Raw genomic sequence first — 15330 nt, forward strand, 5'->3', positions numbered from 1 at the left:
ATTGAGTGTCGTGCGCCTGCGCGACGCTCAGCTTTCCTTGCACTGGCGAGATGTCGTGCAGCGGCTTGCCCGTGACGGGTGGTATCTGATACATGGCGGTGGAGACACAGAGGAGCGCGAGACGTTTGTTTCGTGTACGAATTAATGGCCGCCAAGCGCAAAACCACCCCGACGACCGTTAAAGCCGCAGGCAAGGACCAGCTGCTGAAATACTACTCCGAAATGCTGATGATGCGGCGTTTCGAGGAAAAGGCGGGCCAGCTCTACGGCATGGGCCTGATTGCCGGTTTCTGCCATCTCTATATCGGGCAGGAAGCCGTCGTCGTTGGCGTCCAGGCGGCGCTCGAAGAGGGCGACCAGGTCATCACCGGCTATCGTGATCACGCTCACATGCTCGCCTGCGGCATGGACCCCAATGGGGTCATGGCCGAACTGACCGGGCGCGCCGGCGGCTATTCGCGCGGCAAGGGCGGTTCAATGCACATGTTCTCTCGCGAGAAGCACTTCTATGGCGGCCACGGCATTGTCGGGGCCCAGGTCGCGCTCGGCACCGGTCTCGGTTTCGCGGATCGCTACAAGGATAATGGCAAGATCTCGGTCGCCTATTTTGGTGATGGCGCGGCCAATCAGGGCCAGGTCTATGAGAGTTTCAACATGGCCCAGCTCTGGCGTCTGCCCGTGGTCTATGTGATCGAGAACAACCAGTACGCCATGGGCACCTCGATCGGTCGCGCCTCCTCGGAGACCAAGCTGCACAAGCGTGGTGCCTCCTTCGGTATCCCCGGGGTTGAAGTCGACGGCATGGATGTCGAGGCCGTGCGCGCTGCTGCCGAAACCGCTGTTGCGCATGCCCGTTCCGGTGAGGGCCCGATCATCCTGGAAATGAAAACCTATCGCTATCGCGGCCACTCCATGTCGGATCCGGCCAAATACCGCACGCGTGAGGAAGTCGACGACATCCGCAGCCATCACGATCCGATTGATCTGATCAAGAAGCGCCTGATCGAAGGCGGTCACGCGAATGAGGATGATCTCAAGGCGATCGATAAAGAGGTGAAGGCCGTGGTCAATGCCGCCGCCGAATTCGCCAAGACCTCGCCGGAGCCCGATCCGAGTGAATTGTGGACCGACGTGTTGTTGGAGGCATGAGCATGACCCCGCAAGTGAAGCATTTTCTCGAAAACTGGCACACCGCCGTGCGCAATCGCGACCGTGCCCTGCTCGAATCCATCGTCGCGGAAGGCTGCGAGCTGCACTCGCCGGTCGTCTGGAAACCCTCCAATGACAAGCACTACATCCTGCACATCCTGATGGGGGTGATCGCGATCGTCGAGGATTTCGACTACCGCCAGGAATGGGTCGACGGCAATGAGGTCATCCTCGAATTCACCGGCAAGGTCGATGGTATGGGCCTGGTCGGCTTTGACCGCATCACCATCGATGATGAGGGCAAGATGGCGCGGATCGAGGTTTTGATCCGTCCGCTCAACACGCTGATCGAATTCGCCAACCGCATGCGCACCCACGCCCTGCGCTACAAGCCGGAAGCGGCCAATCATTAAGCGCCTTGTGCGCTCCGAGACCTGACAGGAATTGACCGATGTCGATTGAAATCCTCATGCCCGCCCTTTCGCCAACCATGGAAGAGGGCACGCTGGCCAAGTGGAATATCAAGGAGGGCGACAGTGTCACCTCCGGCATGGTGATCGCCGAGATCGAAACCGACAAGGCGACGATGGAAGTCGAAGCCGTCGAGGAAGGCGTCGTCGCCAAGCTGCTGGTGGCCGAGGGCACCGAGAATGTGAAAGTCAATGCCGTGATTGCGATTCTGGCTGAAGAGGGCGAGGACGCGAGTGCTGTAGAGGCAGCTCCCGAGACCAAGGCGGCCCCGGCACCCGCCGCCGAACCTGCTGCTGCGGCACCGGCCCAGGCTGGACCTGCCGCGCCTGCCATGCACGACCCTGAAACCCCCGCCGGCACCAAGATGATCTCCACCACCGTGCGCGACGCCCTGCGCGACGCCATGGCCGAGGAAATGCGCCGCGACGACACCGTCTTCGTGATGGGTGAGGAAGTCGCTGAATACCAGGGCGCCTACAAGGTCACCCGCGGCCTGCTCGATGAATTCGGTGCCCGCCGGGTGGTCGACACCCCGATCACCGAGCATGGATTTGCCGGCCTCGGCGTCGGTGCGGCCTTCAACGGTCTTCGCCCCGTGGTTGAATTCATGACCTTCAATTTCGCCATGCAGGCGATTGACCACATCATCAATTCCGCCGCCAAGACGCTCTACATGTCCGGCGGCCAGATGGGTTGTCCGATCGTGTTCCGCGGCCCCAATGGCGCCGCCAGCCGCGTTGGCGCCCAGCACAGCCATGATTACTCGTCCTGGTATGCCAATGTGCCAGGTTTGAAAGTCGTCGCACCCTATGATGCCGCCGACGCCAAGGGCCTGCTCAAGGCCGCGATCCGCGACCCCAATCCGGTCGTCTTCCTCGAGCATGAGATGGTTTATGGCGAGAGCTTCGATGTGCCCGATGTCGAGGACTGGATCGTCCCGATCGGCAAGGCCAAAGTGCGCCGCGAGGGCACAGACGTCACCATCACCGCACATAGCCGCATGGTCGGGTTTGCGCTCAAGGCGGCCGAGATCCTGGCCGATGAGGGCATTTCCGCCGAAGTGATCGATCTGCGCACCCTGCGTCCGCTCGACACCGATACCGTGGTGGCCAGCGTCAAGAAAACCAATCGCATCGTCTGCGCCGAAGAGGGCTGGGGCCGGATGGGCGTCGGGGCCGAAATCGCCGCCGTCGTCACCGCAGAGGCTTTCGATTATCTCGATGCGCCGCCAGCGCGCGTGCACCAGAAAGACGTGCCTTTGCCCTATGCCGGCAATCTGGAAAAACTCTCGCTTCCCGGCGTTGAAGACATCCTGCAGGCGGTGAGGGCCGTCTGCTACGCGGAGTAGGGCGATGACGACAACACCAGCCAAGAAACCCCGCCACGGCGGCTGCCATTGCGGTGCGGTGCGCTTTGCGGCCATCCTGCCGGATAATGTCGTGGCGCTGTCGTGCAATTGCTCGATCTGCGCCAAGACCGGTTTCATCCATGTCATCACGCCGGGCGCGGATTTCCGCATCATGCACGGCGAGGACATGCTGACCGAGTATCGCTTCAACACCGGCACGGCGAAGCATTATTTCTGCCGCCAGTGCGGCGTGGAAGCCTTCAACGTGCCGCGTTCGCATCCCGATGACTGGTCGGTCAATCTACGCTGTTTCGACGCTGACGCGGCTCTGCTGCCGCGCTTCCAGGAATTCGACGGCGCCAATTGGGAAGCCAATATCGCGAACATCAATCCAGAACGGGCCCCCGACGGGGCCAATGACGCCTGAGGCGAGGACCACACCATGTCGATCGAAATCACCATGCCCGCCCTGTCGCCAACGATGGAAGAGGGCATTCTCGCCAAATGGCACGTCAAAGAGGGCGACAAGGTCGAGAGCGGCATGGTCTTGGCCGAGATCGAGACCGACAAGGCGACGATGGAAGTCGAGGCCGTCGATGAGGGCGTGATCGGCAAGATTCTGGTCGCCGAGGGCACCGAGAATGTGAAGGTCAATGCCGTGATCGCCATTCTGCTCGAAGAGGGCGAGGATGCCAGCGCGATGGATAAACCCGCTGCTGCGCCTGCCGCCGACGCCCCCTCCGTCCCGGATCAAGTCCGGGACACCTCCCCCGCAAGCGGGGGAGGACAAAAGGCGGCCCCTGCTTCGTCTTCCCCCACGCGTGGGGGAAGTGGCCACGAAGTGGCCGATGGGGGCGACCGCCTGAAAGCTTCCCCGCTCGCCAAGCGCATCGCCGCCGACAAGGGCCTCGACCTGGCCGCGATCAAGGGCTCAGGCCCGCACGGGCGTATCGTCAAGCGCGATGTCGAGAACGCCCAGCCGGGCGCCGCCAAGCCGGCGAGCGCACCCGCTGCCGCACCGGTCGAGATCGATCACGACGCGCCACTGGCGCGCTATGGCATCGCCGCCGACCGCTATGACGTCGTCAAGGCCGATGGCATCACCAAGATTGCCGCCAAACGGCTGTCGGAAAGCTTCCGCGATATCCCGCACTTCCCGCTCAATGTCGATTGCCGCATCGACGCGCTGCTCGATTTCCGCAAGCGCATCAATGAGGCGGCCGGCGAGGAGGTGAAGGTTTCGGTCAATGATATCCTGATCAAGGCCGCCGGCCTGGCGCTCAAGAAAGTGCCCGCGGCGAACGCCTCCTGGATCGAGGATGGCCGTATCGCCCTGCACAAGCATGCCGATGTCTCGATGGCCGTGGCGATCGAGGGCGGGCTGATCACGCCGATCATTTTTGACGCCGACACCAAGGGCCTGGTCCAGATCTCCACCGAGAGCAAGGATCTCGCGGCGCGTGCCCGGACCCGCAAGCTCAAGCCGGAAGAATTCCAGGGCGGCACCTTCTCGCTGTCCAATCTGGGCATGTTCGGCATCCAGTCCTTCTCCTCCATCATCAACCCGCCCCAGGGCATGATCCTCTCGATCGGCGCCGGCGAACAACGTCCGGTGGTTACCAATGGCGCGCTGGCGATCGCTACCGTGATGACGGTGACGCTGACCTGCGATCACCGCGTTGTGGATGGCGCGACAGGGGCGAAATGGATCGCGGCGTTCCGGACGTTTGTTGAAGACCCGATGACGATGTTGATGTGATGCTGCCGCCTTCGAGCAAGCCGACCGGCATTGGTCTGATGACCAGCCTGGCCTGCCTGTGTGTGATCGCTCTGGGCCTGGGAGGATGCACATCAGCGGCTCGGCCAACAGCGCCGCGCATGGGCAATATCGCTGTCTATCAGGGTGCGTGGATTTCCCAGGATGGAAACCGGCAATTGTCTGTCGAGCGGGTGGATGCCGATTGGGGCTATTGGAGCGCTCGGATCGAGCGCCCTGGACATACTGACGAGGACGCGATCCGGGCACGCTGTGCTCATCAGGATGTTCTGACCTATAGCGGCCCGGATATTTCGATATGGAGTTGCAGCGCCGAGCCTGCCGGTGGCATCGCAGGGGACCGTGCGGACCGCGTGGGCTATTATTCGGCCGCCGGGTTTGAGCGGGCGGGCATCCCTCGTTACGCCCGGGGCAGTTTCGCCGTGTTCTCCGTCCGCCCGGACGGGCCGGAAACCGTGATCTATCTGGCGCCGCCCGAAGATGGCACTTTCTTCTCCGAATATTGGGAGCTGGATGCCTCAGGCTCGATCACCGGGTATATGTCCGGCTATTGGTACCAAATGGAAGGACTGCCGCCGTCATGACCCAATCCGCCCAACTCGGCGAAATCCGCCATGTCGATCTGGTCCAGCCCAACCAGGCCAATCATCTGGGCAGTTATTTCGGCGGCGCCGCGATGGCGCAGATGGACAAGATCGCCTCGCTGGTCGCCGCCCGCCATGCGCGGCGTCCCTTTGTCACCGCCTCGTGTGACCGGATCGATTTTCGCGCGCCGGTGTTTGTCGGCAATCTGATCGAGCTGACCGGGCGGGTGAACCTCGTCGGGCGCACCTCGCTCGTGGTCGATGTCGAGCTCTCCGCCGAGGATATGACCACCGGCGAACGCCATATTTGCACGCAAGGCGGCTTCACCATGGTCGCCCAGGATCGCAAGACGAATCCGGCCCGCCTGCCGCCGGCACCCGACAGGCTGATTGATTTCGCCGCCTCGCCAGCGGGTTCGGCGCGCGTGCTCGAACTCGTCTTCCCGGGCGACACCAATTCGCTGGGCCAATTACTCGGCGGCAATGCGATGTCGCTGATGGGCAAGGCGGCGCAGATCGCCGCGTCGCGCCATACGCGCAGCCAGGTCGGCATGGCCGCGTCCAACAAGATTGATTTCATTGCCTCGACACTCGAAGGCGAATTGCTCGATGTCACGGGGCAAGTGGTCTCGGTCGGGCGCACCTCGATGCGTGTCGCCGTCCGGGCCGACGCGGAAAACCTGATGTCCGGCGAGCGTCGTCTGGTCGGTGAAGCGGAATATGTGATGGTGGCGCTGGACGAGGCGGGCCGCCCGACGCCGGCCAGGCCGCTCGGCTAGATCGCCGCGATCGGCAGCACCTTGGCCTGCAGCGCCGGGGCGCGGGCCAGATCATTGCATCGGTGCCAGCCCGCAATCGAAAAACGCGGGGCGAGGGCGGGGGTCACCTCGTGCGGGATCTCTTCGCTGAGGAAGACGGCGAAGGTGCCAAATTCCGGAATGATATCAGTGATCACGCTGTCATCGCTCTCGTCATAGAGCCGCAGCAACCCGCCATCACCCGCCTGCCAGCCCGGATTGAGGTACAGGACCGAGGACAGGATGCGGTTGCGCGCGCCACGAAAACTGTCGAGATGCTTGCGATAGAAACCGCCCGGCTCATAGACGGCATAGTGCGCCTCAAAGGAGAATAGGCCGAGCGCCAGGCGCTGGTTGAGCTGCAGGCGCAGGCTTTCCGCAAAGTCGAGCCAGCCGCGCTGGGCGGGGCTGGAACCGTCAAACCAGCGCGTCTTGTCGCGCCGGATCTCGCGCACCAGTTCATGGTCGCTGGCACGGCCGACTCCCGCCCGGCGAAGCTCATCCTCCTGCCACAGCATCACGGCTTCTTCGCGCAGCGCTGTGAGGAGGGCGGTATCGCCGAGGCTCTGTTGTGACCAACCCTGACGGGTGAGGTCCGCGCACAGGCCGGCCGCGTCGAAGGCCGGAAGTCCGGACGGAAGGATCGTGTGCAGGCCCAAGGTGAAGCGGTCCGATAACAGGGAGTGCGGCGCTTAGGCCCGCGCCTCATCGCGGTCAATCAAATTGTGTGACAGCGCGCGACTTGCGTCGTTCGCCACCACGCGGGATTGTGACGCAACAAGATACGAATCGGAGTGCCCATGCCCGTAGAAGCAATTTCCCTGGTGGCAAAACATGCCCTGTTTGACGATGTATGGGCGCCCAAGCGGGTCGCGAAACTCGACAATTACGAGGTCAAGCTGGCCAAGGGGACGGGTAGTTTCGACTGGCACGCGCATCTCGATGCCGACGAGCTTTTCCTGGTGACGCGAGGCAATTTACGCATCGAGATTGAGGAGCAGCTTCCCGTCATTCTTGGGCCCGGCGAGCTATGCGTCATCCCGAAAGGCGTGCGCCACCGTCCGGTCTGTCTGACCGATGAGGTGCATCTGATGCTCCTCGAGAAGGCCGGTATCGTGAATACCGGCGATAATCCCGACAGTGACCTGACCCAGACGATCGAGGATCTCTGATCGGCACTTGAACCGGCGCGGCGGCGCGGGCAGTCTGGTCCTCATTCACGGGAGGATGCAGCATGGATGACGCTTCGGGGCCGCAGGCCAAATTCCGCGCCATGGAAGAGGGCACGGCTGAAGACTGGGCCGCGATTGCCGGCGCTTTCGGACCCTTTGCGGCGGCTTTGCCGGAGCGTGTCCTGGCGCATTTGCGTCTGCTCGACGGTGATTATGGCGGCTTTCCAATCGACCGGCTGCAACACTCGCTCCAGACCGCGACGCGGGCCCATCGTGATGGCCGTGACGAGGAATATGTCGTGATGGCGCTGCTGCACGATATCGGCGACACGCTGGGCAGCTATAATCACCCCGATATTGCCGCCGCCATCCTGGCGCCCTTCCTGTCGGAGGAGAATAACTGGATCGTCGCCAAGCACGGGATTTTCCAGGGCTATTATTTCTTCCACCATCTCGGCATGGACCGGGATATGCGCGAGCAATTCCGCGACCATAAGTATTTCGCGGCCTGTCAGGAATTCTGCGAGACATACGATCAGGCCGCCTTTGACCCTGACTATGTCAGCGAGCCGCTGGAGTTTTTCGAGCCGATGGTGCGCCGGGTGATGGCCGCGCCGAAGCGCTCCATCTATGCCGAGGCACTGGAATAATCAGGCGAGATTGAAACGCGCCAGCGCCTTCTCGGCAATCGCCTCGCCATGCTCCTGAACGAAATGCCCGGCCTCGGTGACTTCCAGGGCAGGCGGACAATTGCGGATCTGCCGTTGCAACCATTGCATTGCCGGCGGACCGAGGACCGGGTCCTGCATGCCGATGGCCATAAAGCTCTCGCCAGCCCACTTATTCTGCCAGAAATCCAGCGCTGCCTGGCCGGTTTTGACGCCGTCCATGTCGGGGCGCGTCTGCACCAGCGCCGGGAAGCGGCGCACACCGGCCTTGTAGCTGTCATCGGGGAAGGGGGCGTTATAGGCCGCGGCCTCGGCATCGCTCATCCCCGGTGTGGAGCGTTTCATCAGCTTGCCGACATCGAAGCCGGGCGTATTGGCGACATAATCGCGCCAGGCATCAAAGCCGGGCCCGGCGGCCTGACCGATGCCGATCGAGGTATTCATCACGATCAGGCGGGTGAAGCGTTCGGGGTAATCCATCGGCAGGGTCAGTCCGATGAGGCCGCCCCAATCCTGGCAGACCAGGCAGACATCAGCCAGGTCGAGCCGTTCAATCAGGGCCTTCACCGAATTGCGGTGGAAGTCAAAAGTGTAGTCGGCATCCTCGATCGGTTTGTCGGAGCGCCCGAAACCGAAGAAATCCGGCGCGATCACCCGCGCGCCGGCGGCGAGGAAAGCCGGAATCATCTTGCGGTAGAGATAGGCCCAGCTCGGCTCGCCATGCAGACACAGGAAGGTCGGCGCGCCGTGTCTCGGCCCTTCATCGACATAATGCATGCGCAGGCCGTGATAACCGGGCAGATCGTCAATATAGTGCGGCGGGTATGGCCAGTCGGGGAGCGACCGGAAGCGTTCATCGGGGGTTCTCAGGCTCTTGATCATGGCGGCGCTCTCCAAGGTTTGAGGCAGGATAACCGCTCCGGGGCGAGGATTGCCAGCATTGATCCAGCGCCCGCCAGCTGCTAATGGGCTGACAGCGCTTGAAGAATTATTTCGTATCCAAATAAAGGGGTTTCCCGATGGTCGGCCAGGCATTTGATGTGATCGTGATCGGCAGCGGACCGGGCGGCTATGTCGCGGCGATCCGGGCCAGCCAGCTGGGCCTGAAGACGGCGATCATCGAGCGCTCCGAGCTTGGCGGTATCTGCCTTAACTGGGGTTGTATCCCGACCAAGGCGCTGCTGCGGACCTCCGAAGTCTATCATCTGATGCACAATGCCGAGGCCTTCGGGCTGAAGGCCGAAAAGATCAGCTTCGACATCGAGGCCATCGTCAAACGCTCGCGCGGCGTGGCCGGTCGCCTGTCGGGCGGTATCGCCATGTTGATGAAGAAGAACAAGATTACCGTCATCAAGGGCGAGGCGAAACTGGACAAGGGCAAGGACGCCCCGACGGTTGTCGTTGGCGCAGACCGCTACAGCGCCAAACACGTCATCCTCGCCACTGGTGCCCGCGCCCGAACCGTCCCCGCTGCCGGGCTGGAGCCGGATGGCGACAAGATCTGGACCTATCGCGAGGCGATGGTGCCGACCTCCATGCCAAAATCCCTGCTGGTGATCGGTTCCGGCGCCATCGGGATCGAGTTCGCCAGCTTCTATCGCACCATGGGCGCCGACGTGACCGTGGTGGAAATGATGGACCGGGTGGTGCCGGTCGAGGACGCGGAAATCTCCGCCTTCGCCGCCAAGGCCTTCAAGAAGCAGGGCATGAAGCTGATGCTCTCTTCCCAGGTCGAAAAGCTCGAAAAGACCGCGAAATGGGTCAAGGTCTCGGTCAAGGATGCCAAGGGCGCCATCACTGTGGTCGAGGTCGAGAAAGTCATCCTCGCCATCGGGATCGCGGCCAATGTCGAAAATCTCGGCCTGGAGGCGCTCGGCGTGAAGATCGATCGCGGCCATGTCGTCAATGACGGTTTCGGCCGTACCAATGTCAAAGGCCTCTACGCCATTGGCGATGTCGCCGGACCACCTTGGCTCGCCCACAAGGCCAGCCATGAGGGCGTCGTCTGTGTCGAGAAGATCGCCGGCAATGAGGTCCATGCCTTCGACACGTCCAACATTCCCGGCTGCACCTATTGTCATCCGCAGATTGCCTCAGTCGGCCTGACCGAGGCGAAGGCGAAGGAGGCGGGCCATGCGGTAAAAGTCGGCCGCTTCCCCTTTGTCGGCAATGGCAAGGCGATCGCGCTCGGTGATGATCAGGGCCTGGTCAAGACCGTGTTTGATGCCAAAACCGGCGAATTGCTCGGTGCCCACATGATCGGATCGGAAGTGACTGAACTGATCCAGGGCTATGTCGTGGCGCGCCAGCTGGAGACCACCGAGGCCGAGCTGATGCACACCGTCTTCCCGCATCCGACCCTGTCGGAAATGATGCATGAGAGCGTGCTCGACGCCTATGGCAAGGCGCTGCACATCTAGCGGGACGCACCCCACAACATTCCCTGCATCCAAAATCTGCCGCTCGGGCATCATAGGGTCAGAGTTGACGCGACCTTGATGTCGCCCGGGAGAATATTCGATGCATAAACTTATCCTGCTGGCCGCCAGTACGCTGGCCATTACCGCCTGCACCAATTCCTCCTATGGCCCGGCCGAGAACCGCTCGACCGAGAGCGCCGGCTTGATTGCCGCGCGCCATCTCGATGTGACGGGCGATGCGGAAATGGCCGGCGTCCTGGTTCAGGCCAATGGCACCGTCGGACGCGATCTCGATCTGGCGGGGGCCCGGGTGGATTCCAGCACCGCGGTCGGCGGCGACCTGTCAGCCGCTGGCGCTTCGGTTCGTTTTACGGGTTCTGTGGGCGGTAATGCAGAGATTGCGGCGGCGACCACCTGGCTGGACGCCGATTTTGGCGGCGATCTGGACGTCGCCGGCGCCCGTGTCACGATTGACGGTCGCGTGGCGGGCCGGCTTCAATTGCATGGTGCGCGGATGAATCTGAAAGCCGATTTCCTCGGGCCGGTCGAAGTCATCGGCGAGGGACGCGACGACGGGAAGCGGAACCGCAATGGCCGCGCCATCCTGGCGGGGAGTTTTGCCCAGGGTGGTTTCATCTGTGCCACCCATGTCGAGTTTCGCAATAGCGCGCGTTTTGCCGGCGAACTGCGGGTGATCGCCAGTGAACGCCCCGAAGGCGGACCATCGGGCTACAGTTTTGAACTGCTGGATGGCCGCGATTGCGACCAGATCGATCTCTGACCTGAAAGTGAGCGGGAGCCCGCGTCGGGCTCCCGCAGAACGCCTTTATGCGACCGTTTCTGGTGTCGCAGCGGGCGCTTCGGGTTCGCCCATCAGCTCAACAACCATGCGCTGGACCTTGCCGTAGTCGGTCTTGCCGGTCCCCAGGACGGGGATCGCTTCGACATGGATGATCTTGCGCGGGATCGACAGCTCGTTAATGCCGTGATTACGCGCGAAGGCGATCAGATCGGCGCGGTCCGCCTTGGCGTATTCGGTCAACAGAATGATCTGTTCGCCCTTGCGCTTGTCGGGCAGGGCTGCGGCGGCGTGCATGCAGTCCGGCCAGAGCGAGGTGGCGCAATTCTCCACCACGGCCAGCGAGACCATTTCCCCGCCCAGCTTGGCGAACCGCTTCACACGGCCACGAATGCGCAGATAGCCGCCTTCATCAACCGTCACGATATCGCCGGTGTCATGCCATCCATCGACGGGAGCCTCCAGCACGAGCGGTGCGCTCGGGCGAATATAGCCCTTCATGATATTAGGCCCGCGGATGTGCAATTGCCCGCCCTCGGTAATGCCCTCGACCGGGATCAGCTTCGCCTCGCATCCGCCCATGAGCTGGCCGACAGTTCCGGGACGATTGTCCTGGGGCTGATTGACGGCCAGCACCGGTGAGGCTTCGGTCAGCCCGTATCCTTCAACGATCTGGACATTGAATTTGCGCCGCAGGGTCGCGCGCGTTTCATCCTTGACCCGTTCGGCGCCGCAGACCGCGAAGCGCAGCGAGTTGAGCTCGCCATTGGTTGCGGCCCGCGCATATTGATTGATGAAAGTGTCGGTGGCGAACAGGATGGTCGAACCCGTGTCGGCGATCCGTTTGACAATCGTCTTCGCCTGCAGGGGCGTTGGATGACAGATCGTCGGAACGCCGAGCCCGAGCGGCACCAGGACGCCGCCGGTCAGGCCGAAGCAATGAAAGGTCGGCAGCGGGTTGAAGACCTTGTCGGTAGGCAGGATTTTGACGTGATCGCGTACCTGTTCGACATTGGCGAGCAGATTGGCATGGCTGAGCACAACGCCCTTGGGATCGCCTTCGGTCCCGGACGTGAAGAGATAGACGCCTGCAGCATCCGGGGAGGGGCGCGCCTGCACGGCCCAGGGAAAGACCATGCCGATGCCGGCAGCAATCTTGTCGCTCAGATTGAGGTTTTCGCGGACGTCCTCAAGATAGATCATCTCGTGATCTTCAGCGAGGGTCGCTTCGAGCGCCTGCAATTCACCCAGTTCGATAAAGCGATGGGCGGTGACAATCCGCTTGCACTTGCACGCCTGGCACGCCGCCTTCAGGGCGCGTTCGCCGGCAGTAAAGTTGAGCATGGCCGGGATGCGGCCATAGGCCGAGATCGCATAAAAGGAGATAATCGAGCCAACACCGGTCGGCAGCAGGATCCCGACGGCTTCGCCCGGCTCCGTGCCTTGCTTGAGGGCATGCCCCAGCGCGAAGGCGGCCTTGATGATGTCATCATAGCTCAGCTCGCGGCCGTCCGCATCGATGGCAGCGATTCGCTTGCCGCCGAAACGGCGGCGCGCCTGCACCAGCGCCGAGAAAACCGATTTGCGGATCCGGCGCAGATCGAAATCCGCTCCGTAATAATGCGTGTCCGCCGAAATAGCCGTCGGCTGAAGCTCGACGGCACTGGCAGCTGATGTGTCAGCCATACATGTCCTCCCGGGCGCGCCGCTTCGTGGTGGCGCTAATTATTGCTGCCGATCTTACCTGTCCGCGCGCGGGAGGGAAGGGGTTTGGCGGCAAGGGCTGCGGGAAGTGACGGCCCGATTTGTTGAAAGACGGAAAAAATTTATCGATAAACAAAAAATCTACTTGATATCGTTTTTCGATAATGTATGGTCAGAGCCAACGTTGGGGAGCGTGAAATTCACCGCTGTCAGACGACGGCGTAGCAGATTTGGAGACCGGAATGCGCAAGGCACTGGCAATGAGTGCGGCACTGGCCGCGGCAATGGCGACTGCGGGTTGCGTCATCGTTGTTGACGATGGCCATAGCGGTGGCGAGGCGAAGCGGCTCCATAGTGAGCGCACGCAGGACGGCTATGTCGTCCTTGATCGTGATGGCGATTACAGCCGAATTGGTGGCAATATAAATCTGCGCGGCCGCCTGGGTGGCGATCTCAGCCTGGTTGCCGGCGATGTCGATGCCGACCAGCTCGCCGTTGATGGTGATGTATCGATTGCCGGCGGTGATATTGATTATAGCGGGCATGTGGGCGGTGAAGCCTCGATTGCCGGTGGCGATATCGACTGGAATGCGGATGTGGATGGCGAGCTCGGCCTGGCTTCCGGATCGCTCAATGTCGCTGGCGAAATCGGTGGGTCGGCGTCGATTGCCGCAGCGAGCCTGACCTCGACGGCCAACTTCAATGATGGCCTGAACGCCAATGGCAATCGGATTCACCTTGGCGGCAGTGTCGCCGGTGATCTCCGTGTGGTCTCGGTCGGCGAGATCCGGCGGCGTCGGGATTATGATGACACCGATGGCCAGGTCGAACTAACGGGCGTTATCCGCAATGGCGGCGATGTCTGTGCTCGATCCGTGATCGTGACATCGACGGCCCGCATCAACGGCACGCTCCGCGTCTGGGCTGAAGCCCAACCGGAAATCGAAGCCGGTGCGCAGACCGACGACCTGGTTTTCGTCCCGCGCAATGGCCGTGATTGCAAGGATATTGATTCTGTCTTTGACTGAAATTGAACCGAAGCGGGTCGAGCCTGGCTCGACCCATTAATCATCCACCTGACCGCCGGGGGGCGCTGGGAGAGTCGTGATGTACAGATTTAAGCAGATAATGGCCGCGGGGCTGGCCTGTGTCGCATTGGCTTCGACGGGCAACGCCCAAGTGATCGGCGGCGAGGTCAATATCAATGGCAGCGGCGACGATATCCACTTCCTCGGAGGTGAGCTCAATATCCGTGGTGATATTGATGGCGATATCTTCGCTGTGGCTGGCGATGGCCGGATCGATGCCGATGTTCACGGCGATGTCGAATTCTTCGGTGGCGATATCGATCTGAGCGGCGTTGTCGATGGCAGCGTCGAAATCGCTGGCGGAGACGTCAATATCGTGGCCCGGATCGGCGGTGACCTCAATGCCGCCGGCGGGGACGTCAATATTGCCGGCGAGACCGGTGGCGAGCTCAATGCGGCGGGCGGTAGTGTCCGCATCGCGGTGATCGTCGGTAGCGACCTTCGAGCCGCGGGCGGCGAGGCCATCATCGAATCAGGAACCGTTGTTTCCGGTGACAGTCGTGTCGTTGCCGGTTCGGTGGAGTTTCTCGGTACCGCACATGGCGACGCCGACATTGAGGGCGGGCACGTCTCGCTTGGCGGTGTTTTTGACGGTGATGTCGATGTCAGAGCCGAGGAGGTTACCATCCTGTCCTCGGCACGCATTTCCGGCTTGCTGACGGTTCGCAGTCCTGTTGAGGCCAGCATCGCTGACGGTGCTGTGATCGGTGCTGTCGACTATGAGTACGAAATGTTCAATTTCGGCGCCAAGCACTGGGATGATGTCGAGATTGATTTCGACGGTCCCTGGGGCGTGATCGGCGCACCATTCCGCTTTTTGGGCGGCGCCTTTGCGGGTAGCGCCTTCTTGCTTGGCATGATTGCGGTCCTGATCGCGCCGCGCGGTGTTTCTGCCGTCGCTGCCGCCTTCCGCCGCCGGCCGCTGAGCTCCGGTGTGATTGGTTTCATCAGCCTGGCCATGTCGCCTGTGGTGTTCGTGATGATCACCATCCTGCTTGCACTGACGCTGGTTGGCGCCTTGCTGATCCCGTTGCTGTGGCTGTTGTATTTCCCGGCGCTTTTCCTCGCCTTCGCCTTTGGCGGCGTTGCGGTGGGCGACCTGATCTTCAACCGCAAGGCCGGAGAGCTCGGGCTCGGAATGCGCGCACTTTCGCTCTTGCTGGTCATGGCGGTCATCTTTGCCCTCGGCGTCGTGCCAGGCTTGGGTGCAACGATTGGTGTCCTGCTGCTCTGTATTGGTCTGGGCGCCTGGATCCTGGCGATCGGCAACCGTCGTGATCGGAATGCCGCCCGGACAGGCGAGCCCGACATCGCCAGCGGCGCGACCGTCAGCGAGGGGTGACCTGAGCGAAA

General features: G+C 62.1%; 16 protein-coding genes. 13 read left to right on the forward strand and 3 right to left on the reverse strand.

Annotation, left to right across the window (positions count from 1 at the left end; genetic code table 11):
- Positions 1–144 precede the first annotated feature (144 nt).
- The 7 genes from pdhA to BLT42_RS03620 are packed head-to-tail and all read left to right on the forward strand — an operon-like array spanning position 145 to position 6108.
- The gene (gene pdhA, locus BLT42_RS03590) at positions 145–1149 is read left to right on the forward strand and encodes a pyruvate dehydrogenase (acetyl-transferring) E1 component subunit alpha (protein WP_091767029.1); all 1005 of its coding nucleotides are present in this window, start codon (positions 145–147) and stop codon (positions 1147–1149) included.
- Positions 1150–1151: 2 nt separating this feature from the next.
- On the forward strand, positions 1152–1562 hold the full coding sequence (locus BLT42_RS03595) for a nuclear transport factor 2 family protein (protein ID WP_176780238.1): 411 nt from the start codon (positions 1152–1154) through the stop codon (positions 1560–1562).
- 38 nt (positions 1563–1600) lie between these two features.
- Positions 1601–2968, forward strand: coding sequence for a pyruvate dehydrogenase complex E1 component subunit beta (locus BLT42_RS03600; protein WP_091767034.1), 1368 nt, complete (start codon positions 1601–1603; stop codon positions 2966–2968).
- 4 nt (positions 2969–2972) lie between these two features.
- Positions 2973–3395, forward strand: coding sequence for a GFA family protein (locus BLT42_RS03605; RefSeq protein ID WP_091767037.1), 423 nt, complete (start codon positions 2973–2975; stop codon positions 3393–3395).
- 15 nt (positions 3396–3410) lie between these two features.
- Positions 3411–4727, forward strand: a complete 1317-nt coding sequence (locus tag BLT42_RS03610; RefSeq protein ID WP_091767040.1) for a pyruvate dehydrogenase complex dihydrolipoamide acetyltransferase — start codon at positions 3411–3413, stop codon at positions 4725–4727.
- A complete protein-coding gene (locus tag BLT42_RS03615; protein WP_143024032.1) occupies positions 4724–5329 on the forward strand; it encodes a hypothetical protein in 606 nt (201 codons plus the stop codon). Before BLT42_RS03610 ends, BLT42_RS03615 begins: the two co-directional genes overlap by 4 nt.
- Positions 5326–6108 carry an acyl-CoA thioesterase gene (locus BLT42_RS03620; RefSeq protein WP_091767047.1) on the forward strand — a complete coding sequence of 261 codons (783 nt, stop codon included), beginning with the start codon at positions 5326–5328 and terminating at the stop codon, positions 6106–6108. Before BLT42_RS03615 ends, BLT42_RS03620 begins: the two co-directional genes overlap by 4 nt.
- On the opposite strand, the gene BLT42_RS03625 is transcribed toward BLT42_RS03620, so the two are convergent.
- Entirely contained in the window at positions 6105–6785 is a 681-nt protein-coding gene (locus BLT42_RS03625; RefSeq protein ID WP_091767050.1) for a 2OG-Fe(II) oxygenase, read from the reverse strand. The two genes, BLT42_RS03620 and BLT42_RS03625, sit on opposite strands and share 4 nt — an antisense overlap.
- A 141-nt stretch (positions 6786–6926) precedes the next feature.
- Between BLT42_RS03625 and BLT42_RS03630 the strand changes: the two genes are divergently transcribed.
- Both BLT42_RS03630 and BLT42_RS03635 read left to right on the forward strand, forming a co-directional pair.
- Positions 6927–7298 (forward strand): cupin domain-containing protein, encoded by a 372-nt coding sequence (locus BLT42_RS03630; protein ID WP_091767053.1) that lies wholly within the window; start codon positions 6927–6929, stop codon positions 7296–7298.
- Positions 7299–7360: 62 nt separating this feature from the next.
- On the forward strand, positions 7361–7948 hold the full coding sequence (locus tag BLT42_RS03635; protein WP_091767056.1) for an HD domain-containing protein: 588 nt from the start codon (positions 7361–7363) through the stop codon (positions 7946–7948).
- On the opposite strand, the gene BLT42_RS03640 is transcribed toward BLT42_RS03635, so the two are convergent.
- Positions 7949–8848, reverse strand: a complete 900-nt coding sequence (locus BLT42_RS03640; protein WP_091767532.1) for a haloalkane dehalogenase — start codon at positions 8846–8848, stop codon at positions 7949–7951.
- A 137-nt stretch (positions 8849–8985) separates the two neighbouring features.
- On the opposite strand from BLT42_RS03640, the gene lpdA reads away from it, so the two are divergent.
- Both lpdA and BLT42_RS03650 read left to right on the forward strand, forming a co-directional pair.
- Positions 8986–10386, forward strand: a complete 1401-nt coding sequence (gene lpdA, locus BLT42_RS03645; protein ID WP_091767057.1) for a dihydrolipoyl dehydrogenase — start codon at positions 8986–8988, stop codon at positions 10384–10386.
- A gap of 100 nt (positions 10387–10486) precedes the next feature.
- Positions 10487–11167, forward strand: coding sequence for a hypothetical protein (locus BLT42_RS03650; protein ID WP_091767060.1), 681 nt, complete (start codon positions 10487–10489; stop codon positions 11165–11167).
- A 45-nt stretch (positions 11168–11212) separates the two neighbouring features.
- On the opposite strand, the gene BLT42_RS03655 is transcribed toward BLT42_RS03650, so the two are convergent.
- Entirely contained in the window at positions 11213–12871 is a 1659-nt protein-coding gene (locus tag BLT42_RS03655; RefSeq protein ID WP_091767063.1) for an AMP-binding protein, read from the reverse strand.
- A gap of 260 nt (positions 12872–13131) precedes the next feature.
- Here BLT42_RS03655 and BLT42_RS03660 point away from each other — a divergent pair, with 260 nt between their 5' ends.
- On the forward strand, positions 13132–13917 hold the full coding sequence (locus tag BLT42_RS03660) for a hypothetical protein (RefSeq protein ID WP_091767066.1): 786 nt from the start codon (positions 13132–13134) through the stop codon (positions 13915–13917).
- A gap of 100 nt (positions 13918–14017) precedes the next feature.
- Positions 14018–15319, forward strand: coding sequence for a bactofilin family protein (locus BLT42_RS03665; protein WP_091767069.1), 1302 nt, complete (start codon positions 14018–14020; stop codon positions 15317–15319).
- Positions 15320–15330: the final 11 nt, after the last annotated feature.

The organism is Maricaulis salignorans, assembly GCF_900103475.1.
GTDB classification, from domain to species: domain Bacteria; phylum Pseudomonadota; class Alphaproteobacteria; order Caulobacterales; family Maricaulaceae; genus Maricaulis; species Maricaulis salignorans.